This window comes from Devosia sp. ZB163 (assembly GCF_028613635.1).
Taxonomy (GTDB): Bacteria; Pseudomonadota; Alphaproteobacteria; order Rhizobiales; family Devosiaceae; genus Devosia_A.
The window spans coordinates 136,946-154,869 of sequence record NZ_JAQRMY010000005.1; the positions used below are offsets into that span (position 1 = coordinate 136,946).

21 protein-coding genes are annotated in these 17,924 nt (G+C 65.7%); 12 read left to right on the top strand and 9 right to left on the bottom strand.

Annotated features, from left to right (window positions below; genetic code table 11):
• Positions 1–9: 9 nt before the first annotated feature.
• The 3 genes from PRN20_RS22010 to pyc all read left to right on the top strand — a co-directional run bounded on the left by PRN20_RS22010 (position 10) and on the right by pyc (position 5,248).
• Entirely contained in the window at positions 10–1,080 is a 1,071-nt protein-coding gene (locus PRN20_RS22010; protein WP_273959820.1) for a glycine betaine ABC transporter substrate-binding protein, read from the top strand.
• Positions 1,081–1,296: 216 nt separating this feature from the next.
• On the top strand, positions 1,297–1,707 hold the full coding sequence (locus PRN20_RS22015; protein ID WP_273959821.1) for a TIGR01244 family sulfur transferase: 411 nt from the start codon (positions 1,297–1,299) through the stop codon (positions 1,705–1,707).
• A 100-nt stretch (positions 1,708–1,807) separates the two neighbouring features.
• The gene (gene pyc / locus PRN20_RS22020) at positions 1,808–5,248 is read left to right on the top strand and encodes a pyruvate carboxylase (RefSeq protein WP_273959822.1); all 3,441 of its coding nucleotides are present in this window, start codon (positions 1,808–1,810) and stop codon (positions 5,246–5,248) included.
• Positions 5,249–5,358: 110 nt separating this feature from the next.
• Here the strand turns inward: pyc and PRN20_RS22025 are convergent, their stop codons facing one another.
• Positions 5,359–5,661, bottom strand: coding sequence for a YkvA family protein (locus PRN20_RS22025; protein WP_273959823.1), 303 nt, complete (start codon positions 5,659–5,661; stop codon positions 5,359–5,361).
• A 45-nt stretch (positions 5,662–5,706) separates the two neighbouring features.
• Entirely contained in the window at positions 5,707–5,916 is a 210-nt protein-coding gene (locus tag PRN20_RS22030) for a DUF4287 domain-containing protein (protein WP_273959824.1), read from the bottom strand.
• Between the two features lie 88 nt (positions 5,917–6,004).
• Here PRN20_RS22030 and ispG point away from each other — a divergent pair, with 88 nt between their 5' ends.
• Both ispG and PRN20_RS22040 read left to right on the top strand, forming a co-directional pair.
• Entirely contained in the window at positions 6,005–7,243 is a 1,239-nt protein-coding gene (gene ispG / locus PRN20_RS22035) for a flavodoxin-dependent (E)-4-hydroxy-3-methylbut-2-enyl-diphosphate synthase (protein ID WP_273959825.1), read from the top strand.
• A complete protein-coding gene (locus PRN20_RS22040) occupies positions 7,240–7,362 on the top strand; it encodes a hypothetical protein (protein ID WP_273959826.1) in 123 nt (40 codons plus the stop codon). Before ispG ends, PRN20_RS22040 begins: the two co-directional genes overlap by 4 nt.
• On the opposite strand, the gene PRN20_RS22045 is transcribed toward PRN20_RS22040, so the two are convergent.
• Positions 7,349–7,822 (bottom strand): YbaK/EbsC family protein, encoded by a 474-nt coding sequence (locus PRN20_RS22045; RefSeq protein ID WP_273959827.1) that lies wholly within the window; start codon positions 7,820–7,822, stop codon positions 7,349–7,351. The genes PRN20_RS22040 and PRN20_RS22045 overlap by 14 nt on opposite strands.
• Positions 7,823–7,849: 27 nt before the next feature.
• Positions 7,850–8,755, bottom strand: a complete 906-nt coding sequence (locus PRN20_RS22050; RefSeq protein ID WP_273959828.1) for a polyprenyl synthetase family protein — start codon at positions 8,753–8,755, stop codon at positions 7,850–7,852.
• 203 nt (positions 8,756–8,958) lie between these two features.
• On the opposite strand from PRN20_RS22050, the gene rpmF reads away from it, so the two are divergent.
• The 3 genes from rpmF (at position 8,959) to PRN20_RS22065 (ending at position 11,197) form a co-directional block, all read left to right on the top strand.
• Positions 8,959–9,141: a 50S ribosomal protein L32 gene (gene rpmF / locus PRN20_RS22055; protein ID WP_055886755.1), complete on the top strand. Its 183-nt coding sequence runs from the start codon at positions 8,959–8,961 to the stop codon at positions 9,139–9,141.
• Positions 9,142–9,246: 105 nt separating this feature from the next.
• Positions 9,247–10,641 carry a class II fumarate hydratase gene (gene fumC / locus PRN20_RS22060; RefSeq protein WP_273959829.1) on the top strand — a complete coding sequence of 465 codons (1,395 nt, stop codon included), beginning with the start codon at positions 9,247–9,249 and terminating at the stop codon, positions 10,639–10,641.
• A gap of 103 nt (positions 10,642–10,744) precedes the next feature.
• On the top strand, positions 10,745–11,197 hold the full coding sequence (locus PRN20_RS22065) for a hypothetical protein (protein ID WP_273959831.1): 453 nt from the start codon (positions 10,745–10,747) through the stop codon (positions 11,195–11,197).
• A gap of 88 nt (positions 11,198–11,285) precedes the next feature.
• On the opposite strand, the gene PRN20_RS22070 is transcribed toward PRN20_RS22065, so the two are convergent.
• Both PRN20_RS22070 and gloB read right to left on the bottom strand, forming a co-directional pair.
• A complete protein-coding gene (locus PRN20_RS22070; protein ID WP_273959832.1) occupies positions 11,286–11,555 on the bottom strand; it encodes a hypothetical protein in 270 nt (89 codons plus the stop codon).
• Positions 11,556–11,709: 154 nt separating this feature from the next.
• The gene (gene gloB / locus PRN20_RS22075; protein ID WP_273959960.1) at positions 11,710–12,486 is read right to left on the bottom strand and encodes a hydroxyacylglutathione hydrolase; all 777 of its coding nucleotides are present in this window, start codon (positions 12,484–12,486) and stop codon (positions 11,710–11,712) included.
• 83 nt (positions 12,487–12,569) lie between these two features.
• On the opposite strand from gloB, the gene PRN20_RS22080 reads away from it, so the two are divergent.
• Positions 12,570–13,310, top strand: coding sequence for a class I SAM-dependent methyltransferase (locus PRN20_RS22080; protein WP_273959833.1), 741 nt, complete (start codon positions 12,570–12,572; stop codon positions 13,308–13,310).
• 1 nt (position 13,311) lies between these two features.
• Here PRN20_RS22080 and PRN20_RS22085 read toward each other — a convergent pair whose 3' ends face one another.
• Positions 13,312–13,638 (bottom strand): putative quinol monooxygenase, encoded by a 327-nt coding sequence (locus PRN20_RS22085; protein ID WP_273959834.1) that lies wholly within the window; start codon positions 13,636–13,638, stop codon positions 13,312–13,314.
• A gap of 132 nt (positions 13,639–13,770) precedes the next feature.
• Between PRN20_RS22085 and hisC the strand changes: the two genes are divergently transcribed.
• Together hisC and PRN20_RS22095 are read left to right on the top strand one after the other, a co-directional pair.
• Positions 13,771–14,874 carry a histidinol-phosphate transaminase gene (gene hisC / locus PRN20_RS22090; protein WP_273959835.1) on the top strand — a complete coding sequence of 368 codons (1,104 nt, stop codon included), beginning with the start codon at positions 13,771–13,773 and terminating at the stop codon, positions 14,872–14,874.
• Positions 14,875–15,858: a prephenate/arogenate dehydrogenase family protein gene (locus PRN20_RS22095; protein ID WP_273959836.1), complete on the top strand. Its 984-nt coding sequence runs from the start codon at positions 14,875–14,877 to the stop codon at positions 15,856–15,858.
• On the opposite strand, the gene PRN20_RS22100 is transcribed toward PRN20_RS22095, so the two are convergent.
• The gene (locus PRN20_RS22100) at positions 15,855–16,862 is read right to left on the bottom strand and encodes a DUF2125 domain-containing protein (protein WP_273959837.1); all 1,008 of its coding nucleotides are present in this window, start codon (positions 16,860–16,862) and stop codon (positions 15,855–15,857) included. The two genes, PRN20_RS22095 and PRN20_RS22100, sit on opposite strands and share 4 nt — an antisense overlap.
• Positions 16,863–16,948: 86 nt before the next feature.
• Between PRN20_RS22100 and PRN20_RS22105 the strand changes: the two genes are divergently transcribed.
• On the top strand, positions 16,949–17,500 hold the full coding sequence (locus tag PRN20_RS22105) for a gamma-glutamylcyclotransferase (RefSeq protein ID WP_273959838.1): 552 nt from the start codon (positions 16,949–16,951) through the stop codon (positions 17,498–17,500).
• Here PRN20_RS22105 and PRN20_RS22110 read toward each other — a convergent pair.
• The gene (locus PRN20_RS22110; protein ID WP_273959839.1) at positions 17,497–17,841 is read right to left on the bottom strand and encodes a hypothetical protein; all 345 of its coding nucleotides are present in this window, start codon (positions 17,839–17,841) and stop codon (positions 17,497–17,499) included. The genes PRN20_RS22105 and PRN20_RS22110 overlap by 4 nt on opposite strands.
• Positions 17,842–17,924: the final 83 nt, after the last annotated feature.

The following is a 17,924-nucleotide window of genomic DNA, read 5'->3' on the forward strand; positions in this document are numbered from 1 at the left end:
CCGATGCTGATGCTCGTTCGACTGCTCCTTGTCCTTGTGTTCATGGCGATGGCTCCGCTGAGCCTCGCCCAGGACTCGGTGCAGACGCTCGAGCCGCCTGCCGGGGTCGCACCCAGCGAGGCCATCGTCGGCGTGCCGCCGGCTCCGCCGCCGCCTTGCGGCACCCAGCAACTGGCGATCGCACGGATGAGCTGGCCGTCGGCAGCCCTGCTGGCGGAGATTCATTCGCGCCTGCTTACCGCGAGCTACCTGTGCAATATCGCCGTGCAGGATGGCGACCTCGCGCAGACGGGCTCTTCCATGGGCGCCAACGGACAACCGGCCGTGGCGCCCGAGATGTGGATCGCGCGCGTCGCCGATATCTGGAACGCGGCGATGAAGAGCCAAAACGTCCGGCAGGCAGGCACCCCCTATGCCGAGACGGTGTTCGAGGGCTGGTTCGTGCCCGATTATGCGGCGGCACAGTGGCCCGAGATCACCACGATCGACGGGCTCAAGGCGCATGCGGCCGAGTTTGGCGACGGGAACGGTCGCGGCAAGTTCATCTCGTGCCCGGTGGACTGGGGCTGTGCCGTCATCAACCGCAATATGCTCAAGGCATACGGGCTCGACCAGATGTTCGACATCGTCGAGCCGGCCAACCGGTTCGAACTCGACACGCTGATCGCCGCAGCGGTGGGGCGGCGCGAGCCGATCCTCTTTTACTACTGGCAGCCCAATGCGGTGCTGGCGCAATTCGCCTTCAAGCCGGTGACGCTCGCCGCCTATGACCGTGACGCGTTCCTGTGCCTGGGGAAGGTCTCCTGTGCCTCGCCGATGCCGACCGGATTCGCGGCCGACCCGGTGGTGATCGCCGTGGCCGAGTGGGTTTTCCTCGATGCGCCGCAGGTTGCTTCCTATTTCGGACGCGCCAAGATGCCGTTCGCCGAGATGAACTGGATGCTGCAGCAATTGGGCCAGGACGGCGAGACGGTGGAAAGCGTGGCCGACCGGTTTGTCGCCGAGCGTTCCGAGATATGGCGCCCGTGGGTCGGCCTGCCGCCGCTGCAGAGGCCTGTCGAGTTGCCGCCTGCACAGTAGCGACCGCAGCCGGAAGCGCTGTCTCGGCCCTTGCCTTCCGCGAGGCCTGACCGGTGCAGGCGCTGGGCGCCTTTTCGGCGTAGCCTTGCAAGGGCTGCATAACTCCATCGTCGCAAGACCTTTGGCGGTTTCCGGCCGCCTTGCCTCGCCAATGTGCCGATGTCTATAAAGGGGCGGGAAGACCTGGGCCTATCTATCGGAGTTAATGATTTGGACGTGAAGCGGATCAACGACCATGTGAGCGTGTCCCCGCAGATCAGACCCGAGGATGTGAAGGCGATAAAAGCCCTTGGCTTTGCTGCCATCGTCAACAACAGGCCGGATGGGGAATCGCCCGACCAGCCGGAAGGCGCGGAGATCGAGAAGGCCGCCCATGAGGCGGGGCTGTCCTATCACTTCATTCCGCTCGGCCGTGAAGGGGTCACCCCCGACATGATCGAGCAGACCAAGGAGGTGCTCGAGGGGAGCGCCGGGCCTGTGTTCTGCTACTGCCGTTCGGGCACGCGCTCGACGACATTGTGGGCGCTGAGCCAGGCCGGCAAGGCACCTGCCTCCGAGATCATCTCGGCGGCGGCGCATGCCGGCTACGACATGTCCCATCTCGCGGGGCATCTGAGCCAGAAATAGGGGCAAAAGCCCCATTGGGTCTGTGGCCTTCGGGCCGGACCCGACCGTTCCTTGCCGGTGCCCTCGCGGTGCCTCACTCCCCTCTGCTCGGGTAACATCGATGCCGATCAAGAAAATCCTTGTCGCGAACCGCAGTGAAATCGCCATCCGCGTGTTTCGCGCTGCCAACGAACTCAACATCAAGACGGTCGCCTGCTACGCCGAAGAGGACAAGCTGGCGCTACACCGGTTCAAGGCGGACGAAGCTTACCTGATCGGCAAGGGCAAGGGCCCGGTCGAAGCGTATCTGCAGATCGACGAGTATATCCGCATCGCCCGTATCTCGGGCGCCGACGCGATCCACCCGGGCTACGGCCTGTTGTCGGAAAGCCCCGAGTTCGCCGATGCCTGTGCCGATGCCGGGATCATCTTCATCGGCCCGCGCGCCCAGACCATGCGCGATCTCGGCAACAAGGTCGCGGCGCGCAACATGGCGATCGCCTCGGGCGTGCCGGTCGTTCCGGCTACCGACGCACTACCCGACGACATGGACGAAGTCAGGCGCATGGCCGCCGAGATCGGCTATCCGCTGATGCTCAAGGCCAGCTGGGGCGGCGGCGGCCGCGGCATGCGCCGCATCATGGACGAGAAGTCGCTGGTCCACGAAGTCTCGGAAGGCAAGCGCGAGGCCAAGGCCGCGTTCGGCAAGGACGAGATGTATCTCGAAAAGCTGATCGAGCGCGCCCGCCACGTCGAGGTGCAACTGATCGGCGACGACCATGGGAACCTGGTGCACCTGTTCGAGCGCGACTGCTCGGTGCAGCGGCGCAACCAGAAGGTGGTCGAACGCGCTCCCGCGCCGTATCTCAGCGAGCAGGTGCGCAACGACCTTACCGGCGCGGCGATCCGGCTCGGCAATGCCGCCAACTATCGTGGCGCCGGCACGGTCGAGTTCCTGCTCGATGCCGATACGGACAAGTTCTATTTCATCGAGGTGAACCCGCGCATCCAGGTCGAGCACACCGTGACCGAGGTGGTCACCGGCATCGACATCGTGAAGGCGCAGATTCGGCTGCTAGAGGGCGCCGTGATCGGCACGCCCGAGTCCGGCGTGCCCAGGCAGGAAGACATCCGGCTCAACGGCAACGCCATCCAGTGCCGCGTCACGACCGAGGATCCCGAGCAGAATTTCATCCCTGATTATGGCCGCATCACCGCCTATCGCGAGGCGACCGGCTTCGGCGTGCGTCTCGATGGCGGCACGGCTTACGCGGGCGCAGTGATCACCCGGTTCTACGATCCGCTGCTCGAAAAGATCACCTGCTGGGCGCCGACGGCCGACGAGGCCATCGCCCGCATGCACCGCGCGCTGCGCGAGTTCCGCATCCGCGGCGTCGCGACGAACCTGGCGTTCCTCGAAAATATCATCACGCATCCGGATTTCATCGAGAACCGCTACACGACGCGCTTCATCGACACGACCCCGGCGCTGTTCGACTTCAAGCGCCGGCAGGACCGGGCGACGAAGCTCCTCACCTACATCGCCGACGTCACCGTCAACGGCCACCCCGAAGTGCGCGACCGGCCGCGGCCGCCGGCTGACGCCATCGAGCCGGTGGTGCCCGAGTATGCGCCACTCGCCATCATCGAGGGATCGCGCCAGATCCTCGAGCGCGACGGCGCCAAGGGCCTCGCGCGCTGGATGAAGGCGCAGACCCATGTGCTCTTTACCGACACCACCATGCGTGACGCGCACCAGTCGCTGCTCGCCACCCGCATGCGCTCGTTCGACATCACGCGCATCGCGCAGGCCTATAGCCGCGGGCTGCCGAACCTGTTCTCGCTCGAGTGCTGGGGCGGGGCGACCTTCGACGTCGCCATGCGCTTCCTCAACGAGGATCCCTGGGAGCGCCTGAGTGCTGTGCGCGAAGGCGCGCCGAACATCCTGACGCAGATGCTGCTGCGCGGCTCGAATGGCGTCGGCTACACCAACTATCCCGACAACGTCGTGAAGTTCTTCGTGCGCGAGGCGGCGAAGGGCGGGGTCGACGTGTTCCGCGTGTTCGACTGCCTCAACTGGGTAGAAAACATGCGCGTCTCGATCGACGCGGTGGCCGAGGCCGGCAAGGTGGCCGAAGGCGCCATCTGCTACACCGGCGATCTGCTCGACCCTGATCGGGCCAAGTACGACCTCAAGTACTATGTGGGGCTCGCCAAGGAGCTTGAGGCGGCCGGCGCTCACGTGCTGGGTCTAAAGGACATGGCCGGCCTGCTGAAGCCTGCCGCCGCCAAGAAGCTCATCGAGACGCTGAAGCAGGAAGTCGACCTGCCGATCCACCTCCACACGCACGATACGTCGGGCGCCGCTGCCGCGACGATCATGGCTGCGGTCGAGGCGGGCGTCGATGCGGTGGACGCCGCGATGGACGCGCTCTCGGGCACGACCTCGCAGCCGACGCTTGGCTCGCTCGTCGCCGCTCTCAAGGACGGCCCGCGCGATCCCGAACTCGACGGCAAGGTGATCCGCGAGATCTCGTTCTACTGGGAAGCGGTGCGCACGCAGTACCGCGCGTTCGAGAGCGACCTCAAGGGCGGCGCCTCGGAAGTCTATCTCCACGAGATGCCCGGCGGGCAGTTCACCAACCTTAAGGAGCAGGCGCGTTCTCTCGGCCTCGAGAGCCGCTGGCATGAGGTGGCGCAGACCTATGCGGACGTGAACCAGATGTTCGGCGACATCGTGAAGGTGACGCCGTCCAGCAAGGTCGTGGGCGACATGGCGCTGGCCATGGTGTCGGCCGGCCTGACGCGCGCCGAGGTCGAGGATCCGAACCGCGACGTGGCGTTCCCCGATTCCGTTGTCGGCTTCTTTGCCGGCGATCTGGGCCAGCCCCCGGGCGGCTTCCCCGCAGCGCTGCAGAAGAAGGTGCTCAAGGGCAAGAAGCCGCTGACCAACCGGCCCGGCTCCTATCTCAAGGATGTCGACCTCGAGGCGGAGCGTGCCAAGGTCGCCAAGGACACGGGTGAGGAGATCGACGACAAGCGTCTCGCCTCCTACCTGATGTACCCCAAGGTCTATACCGACTTCGTCAAGACGCAGGACAAGTACGGCCCGACCGCGGTGCTGCCGACGCCGATCTACTTCTATGGTCTCGTGGAAGGCGAAGAGGTGTTCCTCGACCTCGAGAAGGGCAAGACCCTCGTGCTCACCTATCAGGGTCGCACCGAGACCAACGAGAAGGGCGAGGTGCGCGTCTTCTTCGACCTCAACGGCCAGCCGCGCACCATCACCGTGCCGGACCGGCTGAAGGTCGGCGAGATCAAGGTTCGCGCCAAGGCCGCGCTGGGCGATTCCAAGCAGGTCGGCGCGCCGATGCCGGGCGTCATCTCGGGCCTCGGCGTCAAGGTCGGCGACAAGGTGTTCGCCGGCGATGTGCTGCTGTCGATCGAAGCGATGAAGATGGAAACCGCCATCCACGCCGACGCCGATGGGGTCGTCGCCGAAGTGACGGTGAAGCCGGGCGATCAGATCGACGCCAAGGACCTGCTGGTCAGGTTCGAGTAGCTAGAGGACCGGCAACCGGTCGAGGAGCCCGTCGAGGAAGGTTGCGAGCCAACGCTTCAACGACCGGGGCTTCTCGCGGTTGTAACGTTCTCTAGTGTTGGGTGTCGTTCTCAGCGCTTCCGGTAAGTTCCGTCGATCACCTTGGCGCCGTCAGCGGTGCGCTCGTAGACGGGCGCCTTGCGCGGCAGCATGGCGACGATCCAGCTGACCATCAGGGGGATGACGACGAAGTCGTCGACCCAGCCGAGCAGCGGAATGAAGTCCGGGACCATGTCGATCGGGCTGAGCAGGTAGGCCGGCACGAGCAGCATCAGTGCCTTAAGATGCACCGGCGTCTCGGGCGCCATGAAGGCGCGCCACAGCGTTGCGAGTTCCTTGCGGAAGGTGACGAAGCGGGTGAGCAATCTGGCCATGACCCCGATGTGGTTCGTGGCATCATTCTGTTCAAGACCTCTGTCTTACGTCAGCCCAGCCCTGTCCTTCAGCAGCTTGACGATGGCCATGGCGTGGCCGTGGCCCAGCTGGTAGTCGGCCTTCAGCCAGTCGGTGATCTGGGTTGCCTTGGTGCCGGCATTCGTGAACCCCTTGGCGGTTGCCAGCTTGATGAACTCGTCGGGCGTGACGCCGGTCTGCTTCCGGATGTTGTCGAGATAGGCCTGGAAGGTCATGGGCAGCTCGCTTCAATCGGTCACGCAATCGTAACATTGCGCCCACAACGTCAAAGGCCTATTTGCTGGGGCGGATAGAGGTCTTTCGATGAGCATTTCTCCCCGCCGTCATTCGGTCGGCGTCAATGTCGGTGGCGTGATGGTGGGCGGTGGCGCCCCGATCGTCGTGCAGTCGATGACCAACACGGATACTGCCGATATCGAGGCGACCGTTCGCCAGGTGGCGCAGCTGTGGCGCGCCGGCTCGGAAATTGTCCGCATCACCGTCGATCGGGATGAGTCTGCGGCTGCTGTGCCGCATATCCGCGACCGGCTGGCGGCGCGCGGCATCGACGTGCCGATCGTCGGCGACTTCCACTACATCGGCCACAAGCTGCTGACCGACCATCCAGCCGCTGCGGAAGCGCTGGCGAAGTACCGGATCAATCCGGGCAATGTCGGCTTCAAGGCGAAGCGGGACACGCAGTTCGCGACGCTGATCGAACTGGCGATGAAGTACGACAAGCCGGTGCGGATCGGAGTGAACTGGGGTTCGCTCGACGAGGAGCTGCTCACCCGGCTGATGGACGAGAACTCGGCCTCGGCCGTGCCGGTGAGCGCCGCCGCAGTGCAGCGCGAGGCGATCATCCGGTCGGCACTGCTCTCCGCGGAGCGGGCTGAAGAGCTCGGGCTGGGGCGTGACAAAATTATCCTCTCGACCAAGGTTTCGGACGTCCAGCACCTGATCGCGGTCTACCGGGATCTCGGCGCCCGCTGCGACTACGCGCTGCATCTCGGGTTGACCGAGGCTGGCATGGGGTCGAAGGGCATCGTTGCGTCGTCGGCGGCCATGGGCATCCTGCTGCAGCAGGGGATCGGCGACACCATCCGCGTATCGCTGACGCCCGAGCCGGGTGGTGACCGCACGCAGGAAGTCCGGGTGGCGCAGGAGCTGCTGCAGACCATGGGCTTCCGCCAGTTCCTGCCGGTTGTGGCGGCCTGCCCGGGCTGCGGGCGCACGACGTCGCAGACCTTCCAGGTGCTGGCCAAGGAAATCCAGGATCACCTCAGTTCCTCGATGCCGGAGTGGAAGGAACGCTATCCGGGCGTCGAGAGCCTTTCTGTCGCGGTGATGGGCTGCATCGTCAACGGTCCGGGGGAATCGAAGCACGCCAATATCGGCATCTCGCTGCCCGGCACCGGCGAGACGCCGGCTGCGCCGGTGTTCATCGACGGGCAGAAGGTCGCGACGCTGCGCGGCGCCGATGTTGCCGAGCAGTTCAAGGTGATGGTCGCCGACTACATCGAGAAGCGCTTCGGCACCGCTGAGAAGACGGCGGCCGAATGAGCCGGCTGCGCCACTGGCTGTTCACGGGCGAGGCGGCGCGCCGGCGCTGGTTCTGGCTCGGGGCGCTCGCCGTGGTGCTGATCGTCCTCTACCTGACGGGCAATCTCAGGACGCAGTAGGCACATCGCAGGCGTCAGCCCAGTTGCTGCCGCAGAGCTCGACCAGCCGGCCGAGAGGCAGGCGCACCGAGGCGTGGGTGGAGCCGCCGGCGGGGATGACCTCGTCGTAGATATTCAGCGACACATCGCAATAAATGGTCAGCGGCGCCGGCAGCCCGAAGGGGCAGACGCCGCCGACCTGATGGCTGGTGAGGCGCAGCACGTCCTCGGGGCCCAGCATGCGCGGGCGACCACCGAAGGCGGCCTTGGCCTTCTGGTTGGAGAGCCGGGCATCACCGCGCGTCACGAGCAGGAATTCGGCATCGCCGACGCGGATCGCCAAAGTCTTCGCGATCTGCCCCGGCGCCACGCCATGAACGGCCGCCGCGAGGTCGACGGTTGCCGTGCTGTCGTCGGTGACGATGACGGGCAGGTCGGGGGCCCGGACGGCGAGGTCGCTCTGGACCGTTTCAAGCGACATGAGGCAACTCCATAAGCATCAGATCAATCAGTTCATTCGTTCGGCAAAGAACTTGGCCGTCTCGCGCAGGCCGTCGGCGCGGGTGTCAAAGGTAATCAGGGCGCCCAGCGCGTCGTGGATGACCTCGGCCAGTTCGCGGCGTGCGGCTTCGACGCCGATGCGGGCGACGATCGTCTGCTTGCCCTTGTCGGCATCCTTGCCGGTGGCTTTCCCCATGGCTTCGGTGGTGGCGGTGACGTCGAGGATGTCGTCGGCGAGCTGGAAGGCGCGGCCGGCCGCCTCGGCATAGGTGGTGAGGCGGCCAAACTGTTCGTCGGAGGCCCCGCCGAGGATGGCGCCCATTCGCACGGCGGCGCGGATCAGGGCGCCCGTCTTCATCGCCTGCATCTGGGCGATGGCGCGCTCGGTGAGGAAGCCCGTCTCGCCCTCGATGTCGCGCATCTGGCCGCCGACCATGCCGCCGGCGCCGGCGCCGGCAGCGAGCTCGGCGACGAGGCGGATGCGCACGACCGGATCGGTATGCGCCTCATCGGAGGCCAGGAGGCCAAAGGCGTGGGTGAGGAGCGCGTCGCCAGCGAGGATGGCCGTCGCCTCGTCATAGGCCTTGTGGACGGTGGGCTGGCCGCGGCGCAGGTCGTCGTCGTCCATGGCCGGGAGGTCGTCGTGGATCAGCGAGTAGCAGTGGATCATCTCGACGGCGAGCCCGGCTGTCACCGTCGTCTCGGGTGGTACGCCGAATACGCCGGCCGCCTGGCGCACGAGGAGCGGCCGCAGGCGCTTGCCGCCATTGAGCGTCCCGTGGCGAGTGGCGGCGATCAGCCGATCCGGCGGTAGCCCGGGGCCGGAGAGCGGGCCTGCAGCGATGAATCTGTCGAGGGCGCGCTCGATATCGGCGGCTGTGCTTTTCAGTTCGGCGGAGAAGGAATAGGTCACGTGAGACGTCCAGGCGGGTCTGGATGCTTCTAGCGGATTTGCGCCGACACAGGAACGGGTGCGACAAAGCCGCATTGCGGGCGATTTCGCCCCTTCCCATTGGCGCCACATTGCTCTATAGACGCCCCCAATTCCCGACAGACCCTGTCTGTTAGACGCCGGAACGCCTTCGGCGAAACGCTATTGAACCAGGAGTAACAACCATGGCAGTGCCAAAGCGCAAGACCTCGCCGATGAAGCGCGGGTTCCGCCGCTCCGCCGATGCGCTGGCAACCCCGGCCTACGTCGAAGACAAGGACTCGGGTGAGCTGCGTCGTCCGCACCACGTCGATCTCAAGACCGGCATGTATCGCGGCAGGCAGATCCTGCAGCCGAAGAGCTCCTAAGCCCTCGGGCTCAGGCTCTCTTGCGCAAGCATCACTAATTTCGACGGCCGGCTCCCGAACTGGGGGCCGGCCGTTCCCATATGATTTCCTGAAAGGCATTCCGGCATGGGTACGCGCGTCGAATCGGATTCCATGGGCACGATCAATGTGCCGTCCGAAAAGTACTATGGGGCGCAGACCGCGCGGTCGCTCGCGAACTTCGATATCGGCGGCGAGAAGATGCCGACCGAGATCATCACTGCCTTCGGCGTGCTGAAGAAGGCTGCCGCGCTTGCCAATACCAGGCTGGGGCTGATGGACGAAAAGACGCGCGACCTGATCGTCGCGGCGGCCGACGAGGTCATCGCCGGCAAGCTCAAGGACCATTTCCCGCTGGTGGTGTGGCAGACCGGGTCGGGGACCCAGTCCAACATGAACGTCAACGAGGTGATCTCCAACCGCGCCATTGAGATGGCCGGCGGAGTGATGGGGTCGAAGAAGCCGATCCACCCGAACGATCACGTCAACATGAGCCAGTCGTCCAACGACACCTACCCGACGGCGATGCACATTGCGGCGGTCGAGGCGATCGAGGGGTACCTCATCGATCGGATCCTGCTGCTGCGCAACACGCTCGATGCCAAGGCCAAGGAGTTCATGGACATCGTCAAGATCGGTCGTACGCACCTGCAGGATGCGACGCCGGTGACGCTGGGCCAGGAAATCTCGGGGTGGGTGGCGCAGCTCGACCTCGCGATCAAGGCCATTCGTGCGACGCTGCCGCAGCTGCATGAGCTGGCGCTTGGCGGCACGGCTGTCGGCACCGGGCTCAACGCCCATCCCAAGTATGGCGAAATGGTCGCGGCCGAGATCGCGGAGCTGACCGGCTATCCGTTCGTCACGGCGCCCAACAAGTTCGCGGTGATGGCCGGGCACGACGCCTTTGTCGGCTCGTCCGGCGCGCTCAAGCAGCTTGGGGTGGCGCTGATGAAGATCGCCAACGACGTGCGCTGGCTCGCCTCGGGTCCGCGCTCGGGCCTGGGCGAAATCACCATTCCGGAGAACGAGCCGGGCTCCTCGATCATGCCGGGCAAGGTTAACCCGACGCAGTCGGAAGCCATGACCATGGTCTGCGTGCAGGTGTTCGGCAACGACACCGCCATCGGCGTCGCCGCCAGCCAGGGCAATTTCGAGCTCAACGTCTTCAAGCCGGTCATTGCCTACAACTTCCTGCAGTCGGTCCGGCTGCTCGCCGATGCGGCCAAGAGCTTCAACGACCACTGCGCCATCGGCATAGAGCCCGACCGCGACCGCATCAAGCAGCTGGTCGACCAGTCGCTGATGCTGGTGACCGCGCTCAATAGGAAGATCGGCTACGACAACGCGGCCAAGATCGCCAAGAACGCGCACAAGAGGCGCATCACCCTCAAGGAAAGCGCGATCGAGCTGGGGCTGCTCACCGGCGAGGAATTCGACGCCGAAGTGAAGCCCGAGCAAATGGTTGGCCCGCTCAAGGTCTAGCCCTCTCTCGCTACAGAGTGCGAAATCGTGCGGCGGGGCTAGCTCCCCGCCGTTGCGTTTGGCATTGTCGGGATCAGCGATTTAGCCCTGTGGGAGTGCCCCGATGACCGACAATACCGTATTCATTCCGCCGGAACGCCGTGCGGTGCGGGGCGGTGCCTTCATTCCGCCGCTGCTGATCGTCCCGCTGGTCGCCTACAACTTCTTCGCCTTCCTGTTCATGGGTGGCAATCCGGCCGGCTGGAGCCAGCAGCTCCTGACCATCCCCATGGTGTCGGGTGTCCAGTGGTCGCTGACCTCGGGCGACCTGATGCTGGTGATCGGCCTCGTCTGCCTGTTCTTCGAGGTGATCAAGTCCACCAATACCGGGCGCAACTCGGTGATCGAGCACATGCTCTCGGTGGTGGTGTTCGTGGTCTTCCTCGTCGAGTTCCTGCTCGTCGGGGCCGCCGCGAGCTCGGTGTTCTTCATCCTGATGATGATGGCGATCGTCGACGTGGTTGCCGGCTTCACGGTGTCGATCACCGGCGCCGGTCGCGACGTTTCGATGAACTGAGGCTAGCCGCGACGCGCCGGCTTGGCACGATGGGTCCCCGGGGATGACGGTACTGGAGCTGCCTTGACTGGCTCTCCCGTGTCGGCAGTCAGGTCACGATGGTTCTGCGATAGCCGGCCGGCATGCGGCGCACTGCGATGCGCGAGCCGCGGTCATAGGCATTGACCGCCTCGTCGACGGGCGCACGGCTTTGTTCCCGCTGGGGCGGCAGGTGCTGGCGTTCGGCGATCAACTGGCTGAGGAAATCGGCGTTGGGGGCAGGGGTGATGACGCGCAGGTAGGTCCGCGGCGGCTCGACGCCGTCCGGTAACCTGAAGACCTTGCGCTCCGTCCCGTTCCCGTCCATCGCCTCGGCCAATCCCTTGGATCCGGGGCGGCTGTTTCGTTTTGGGACAGCCTTCACCGGATCGCTGCATTCAAAGTCGCAACGGCCCGGGCAGGTTGCAATGAATCGGCGGGATTTTCCCGCCCTTCCGTAAGGAATGGTTAACCGTAACGCGGCGTCCTGCGCGTTACTTGAAGTCGTCCTTGGCCTTGCGCAGCGCCGCGAAGACCTTTTCGGGCGCGGAGTCGGCGGCGTAGCCCATGGCCTTGGCGAGGGCCGGCTGGTCGGCGCGGAGGAAGGGGTTGGCGGCCTTCTCCATGCCCAGCGTCACGGGAATGGTGAAACGTCCCGACTCCACCTGCCGCTTCACCTCGCCGGCGCGGATGTTGAGCGCGGAGTTGCGCGGATCGACGCTGAGGGCGAAGGCGGCATTGGCGGCCGTGTACTCGTGACCGGGATAGACGAGGGTATCGTCGGGCAGGCCGCGCAGCTCCTCCAGGCCACTCCACATCGGGCCGGGCTTGCCCTCGAACATCCGCCCCACGCCCAGCGAGAACAGCGCGTCGCCGGAAAACAGGTGCCGGCCGGCCGGCTCGTAGTAGACGATGTGCCCGAGCGTGTGGCCGGGGGTCTCGATGATGAGGAAATCCGTCTCGCCGAGCGAAACGGTGTCGCTGGCCGAAACCAGTTCGTCGAGCCCCAGTATCTTGGATTGCTCGGCTTCCGGCCCGACGACCCGCACCCCATATTCGCGCTTGAGCGCAGGGATACCCTCGACATGGTCGGTATGGTGATGGGTGATGAACAGATCAGTGAGCCGCCAGCCGCGCCGATTCAGCGCTTCCTTGATCGCCTTGGCGTCAGGAGCATCGATGGCCGCGGTTCGCCCGGTGGCCACGTCGTGGACGAGATAGCCGAAATTGTCGCTGCGGCTGAGGAAGATATCGATGAGGACGGGCACGATGGGTCTCCGAGGCACTTGGCCGCCGAGGGTGGCAGGCCGCGTCAAAGCATGACAGAAACTAGATAAGGTTTTCGGACAACGCCATGACCTCCAACGTCGAGCGGCTGATCGGCTTTTACAAGTCACCCCTGGGCAAGATCTCCCGGGCGCTGCTGCGCGAGGAGGTGGTGCGGTTTGCCGGCAACGTGAACGGCAGGCGCATCCTGGGGCTTGGCTTCGCCACGCCCTACATGCGCTTCACCCTCGATAGGGCCGAGCGGGTCATCGCGGCGATGCCGGCCCGGCAGGGCGCCTCGGCCTGGCCGCGCGAGGGGCCGTCGCACACCGTGATGTGCGATCCGCTAGAACTGCCGCTCACCGACGCGGCGGTTGACCTCACGATCGCCGTCCATGCGTTCGAGCATGCCAGCGACACCGAGGAGCTGATGCGCGAGCTGTGGCGGGTGTCGGCCCCAAATGCGCGGCTGATCGTGATCGTCCCCAAGCGGCGCGGCATGTGGTCGTCGCTGGACAATACCCCGTTCGGCGATGGCCACCCATTCTCGCGCGGTCAGCTCGAGCGGCTGCTGCGCGACCACAGCTTCGTGCCCGAGCAGTGGAAGGACGCGCTCTACCTGCCGCCATCGCAGCACTCGCTCGTTCTCAAGTCGACGCGCTTCTTCGAGCGCGCAGGGCGGCTGTTCGGGCCTACTTTTGCCGGCGTGCATTGCGTGCTGGCGCGCAAGGAGCTGTTCCCGGCCGTGCCGCGGCGACGGCGGGCCGAGCGCTATGTGCGCGTGCCGGCGATGGCGCCGCAGGCGGCGATGCGGAATCTCGGGCGCTAGGCTAGAGGGCGCTCCCGGCTCCGACCTCGGGCCTGAGGTGCAGGGCGACGTCGCCGGACCACGGCTCGGTCACGCCACGGCCTCCTCCGAGGTCTTCCAGCAGCGGCCGCAGCTTGTCGAGATTGGCGATCATGGCTGGGCGTGCCGCTGCCAGTTCGGCCATTCCGGTCCATTCCCCCACGACGCAATAGGTGCGCTCGCCCGTCTTCACGACCCAGAAGTTGCGCAGGCCCGGCGGGACGTTGCGCTCGAATTTGCGATGAATGTCGAGGAATTCTTCTTCGCGGGCGGGTTTGACCCGCATGTGCACGATGTTCATTGCCGTCATCGGAACCTCCTCCGTTCGACAACCATGCGCCGCCATCGTAGCAGAAGCGGCGGCGAAAGGCCGGGATTCCTTTGCAAGGGCAGGCCGCTTCCCCTATGGTCCGGCCCGATTTCGCGCCTACCCCACAAGAAAATGACCGACGCACCAACTCGCCCCGTTCCCCAGCCCGGCATCCTCAAGATCGCGCCCTATGTGCCGGGCCGATCGGACGCGCCTGAGGGCGTGAAGCTGGTAAAACTCTCGGCCAACGAGTCCCCGCTCGGCGCCAGCCCCAGGGCTGTGGAGGCGATGATGACTCAGGCCGGCCGGATGCACATCTATCCCGAGGGCTCGTCGCGGGAGCTGAGGATGGCGCTCGGCGAGGTCCACGGCATCTCGCCGGACCGGATCGTGTGCGGTTTCGGCTCGGACGACATCCTGCACCTGCTGGCACAGGTCTACCTGGGTGAAGGCGACGAGGCGCTGATGAGCCAATATGGCTTCAACGTCTATCCGATCATCACCCGGGGCGCTTCGGCCGAGATTGTCATGGTGCCGGAGACCGACTACCGGGCCGATGTCGATCGCATGCTGGCGAGCGTGACCGAGCGGACCAAGGTTGTCTTCCTCGCCAACCCCAACAACCCGACCGGCACCTACCTGCCAGCGGCCGAGGTCGAGCGGCTCCATGCGGGGCTGAGGCCCGACATCCTGTTCGTCCTCGACAGCGCCTATGCCGAGTATGTCACGGCGTCCGACTATTCGGTGGGCATCGACCTCGTCGACAAGTCCGAGAACGTCGTGATGGTGCGCACCTTCTCCAAGATGGGCATTGCCGGCGAGCGCGTGGGCTGGATGTATGGCCCGCCCCATATCGTCGATGCGGTCAACCGCATCCGCGGTCCGTTCAACGTCTCGCTCTCGGGGCAGGCTGCCGCTGCTGCTGCTGCGCGCGACGTCGAGTTCACGGCGCGGCTGCGCGACCACAATGCGCGGTGGCGCGAGTGGCTTACGCTCGCGCTTTCGGGCAATGCCATCCGCGTGCCGCCCAGCCAGGGCAACTTCGTCCTCGCACTGTTCGAAAATGTCGAGACGTCGAAGGCCGCCTTCGGGGCGCTGCGCGACAAGGGCCTGATCGTGCGCGAGATGCACGGCTACGGCATCCCGGAAGGGCTCAGGATTTCCATCGGCCTCGAGGAGCACATGCGTGCCGTGGTCGAAGTTTTGAAGGCGTTCGGCGCTCCGGGGGCTAACTAGATGTTCGACAAGATCACCCTCATCGGCATCGGCCTCATCGGTTCGTCCATCGCCCGCGCGGTGAAGCTCAAGGACCTGGCCAAGACGATCGCGATCACGACCCGCAAGTCCGAGACGCTGGAGGAAGCGCGGGCGCTCGGGCTGGGCGACATTTACACGCTAGACGCCGCCGAGGCGGTGGCCGGGGCCGATCTCGTCATCCTCTGCACGCCGGTCGGCGCCTATGAAGAGGTGATGAAGCAGATCGGTGGCGCGCTGGCTCCGGGTGCCATCCTCTCCGACGTGGGCTCGGTCAAGGGCTTCGTCCTCAAGGTTATGAAGCCCTATGTGGCTGAGGGCGTGCACCTGATTCCCGGCCATCCGATCGCCGGCACCGAGCATTCCGGTCCGTCCGCCGGCTTCGCCGATCTGTTCGTCGGCCGCTGGTGCATCCTCACCCCGGAAAAGTCGGCCGACCCGGTGGCAGTCGACCGCCTCACCTCGTTCTGGGGGGCGCTCGGTTCCAATGTCGAGTGCATGGATGCCAACCATCACGACCTGACGCTCGCCATCACCAGCCACGTGCCGCACCTCATTGCCTACAATATCGTGGGCACGGTCTCCGACCTCGAGGCCGACACGCAGTCCGAGGTGATCAAGTTCTCGGCCTCGGGTTTCCGTGATTTCACGCGCATCGCGGCCAGCGATCCGATCATGTGGCGCGACGTGTTCCTTACCAATCGCGACGCCGTGCTCGAGATGCTGGGCCGGTTCCTCGAAGACCTGAGCCGGTTGCAGCGCGCCGTGCGCGTGGGCGACGGGCCGGCGATGCAGGAGCTCTTCACCCGCACCCGCGCCATCCGCCGCTCGATCATCACGGCGGGCCAGGAAACGGCGGCGCCCGATTTCGGCCGTCCGCACGGCACCACGGGCAATGCGATCGTCCAGCCCGAGGACGTGACGCCGTTCGCCGTCCGCGAGCATGGCGGCGGCGAGGACGCCTAGAACAGCGGCAGCAGCTGGGCAAACACCACGGTCAGCAGTTTCACCTGACCGTCGGTGATGGTCAGCGTATTGCTGAAGTTGCCCTCGCCCTGCGGTGCGCCGCGCAGGATGGCGAGTTGCACCGCCGGCACGTAGTCGGCGAAGCGCTCGAGGACGCCTTTGGTGGTGTAGTTGATCTCGCCTTCGGGATAACCGGCAGCATTGAGACGCAGCTTGCCGGCCACGTCGAAGCGTTCTTCGGGGTTGGGCTGGCTGCCCGAGAAGCGGACGATGTCGAGTTCGCCTCCGGCCGCCTGCCAGCGACGGATGGCGTCTGGCGCCCCGAAGTCGTGGAGGTCGGCGGGAAGGCCGCTCAACTGGGCCTCGAGCGTCGCGTTGCCGCCCGCGATCTGCAGGCCGGGCAGGTCGAGGTCGGACACCGTGACATAGTTGGCGACGGCGGAGGTGCCCGCGGTCTTGTCGAGGCCGGCGGGGTTGTCCACCAGATGGGCCTCGACATGCTTGGCGGCCGCTTCGCGGACGTCCCCGGCCACGGTGTCGGTGACGGCAAGGTCGTCAGCTTCGATGGAGAAACGACCCAGGCGCCAGCCTTCGCCGCTCAGCCCCTTGACCGGATCGGCTGAAACAAGGCGCAGGCTGCCATCGAGGCCGGTGAAGTCGAGCCGGCGCTGGCTGCCGGAGAAGGCATCGGCATAGGCGAACGGGCCCTTGGCCGAAAAGATCGCGTGCGTGGGGTTGTAGACCAACACCGACGCCCGGAGCCCGGCGAAGGTCACGGTCAGGTCCTGCTCGACCAACGTGCCCTCGGCACAGTCGAGGTCGAAGCGGAAGGGGAAGCCGGTGACGTTGAACGTCGCGCAGGAGAACTTGGGAGCGCTGTCGCCATCATTGGCCGCCAGCCTCTCGACCTGGCCGCGGATCTCCCCCGCGGCCCAGAACCAGCCCGCGGTCCAGGCCGCCACGACCACGATCACCGCGATCGCGAGCCAGAGGAACTTCCGCAAAGTCACGTCTCCTATGCCGGCGCAGGCGTTGCGCGCGGCGGACCGTATCGGTACGAACATGACGGGGGCAAGGCGGAACGGCTGAAGTGGCGCAGATATCAACGCATTGGGTGTTCGGCTACGGCTCGCTGATCTGGCGGCCGGGTTTCGCCTTCGTCCGCCAGGTGCCGGCGATGCTACGGGGCGTTCATCGTCGCCTGTGCGTCTACTCGCAGCGCCATCGCGGTACGGCAGCACAGCCGGGTCTCGTCTTCGGACTCATGCCGGGGGGCTCATGCCGGGGCGTGGCCTTCGAGGTGGAAAGCAAGCGCTGGGACGAGGTTCACGCCTATCTCAGCGAGCGTGAGATGGACCACGGTGTCTACAAAGAGGCCTTCCGCCCCATGCTGGTCGACGGCCAAGTCGTCTCGGGCCTCGCCTTCGTCGCCGATACCCGCCATGTCCAGTATGCCGGCAAGCTCGCCATTGCCGAGCAGGTCCGGCTCGTGAGGTCAGGGGTCGGCGAATCCGGCCCCAATCCCGAATACGTGCTGGAAACCGCCCGCAGGCTGGCAGAACTGGGCATCCGCGACCGCTATCTCGACGAGGTGGTAACGGCGCTACACGGCGTCGACATCCCGGTGGTGGCTTCGGCCTAGGCCGCGCTCAATCCCAGAATCGGCTCGGCCCCCTCGAGGTCCCACACCACGGTCAGGCGCTCGATGGCGTCCGTGCTGGTTTCGACGTGGAAGACACGGTCGGCGCAATCCATGGCGAGGCGGAAGCGGGCGCGGCTCACGGCATCCTCGACGAGGTCGGCGGCGCCACCGGCCCACAGCACGTGCGGACCAAGCGCGATGAGGTAAAGTTCGTCGCCGGCGAAGCGGAAGTCCTCGAGCCGCAGCGGCTCAAGCGCGTAGTAGCGGCCAGAGCGGCCGCGCCAGTTCACCGGATGCGCCATCGCATGTTGCAGCAGCGTACGATCAAGTGTCGGCACCATGCCCCGGCTCCCTCGGTTCCCCAGTCGAAGGGAACAAAAGTAGAACAAACTTGAGACAAATGTCAAGCCCCGCCAAGGCTGAC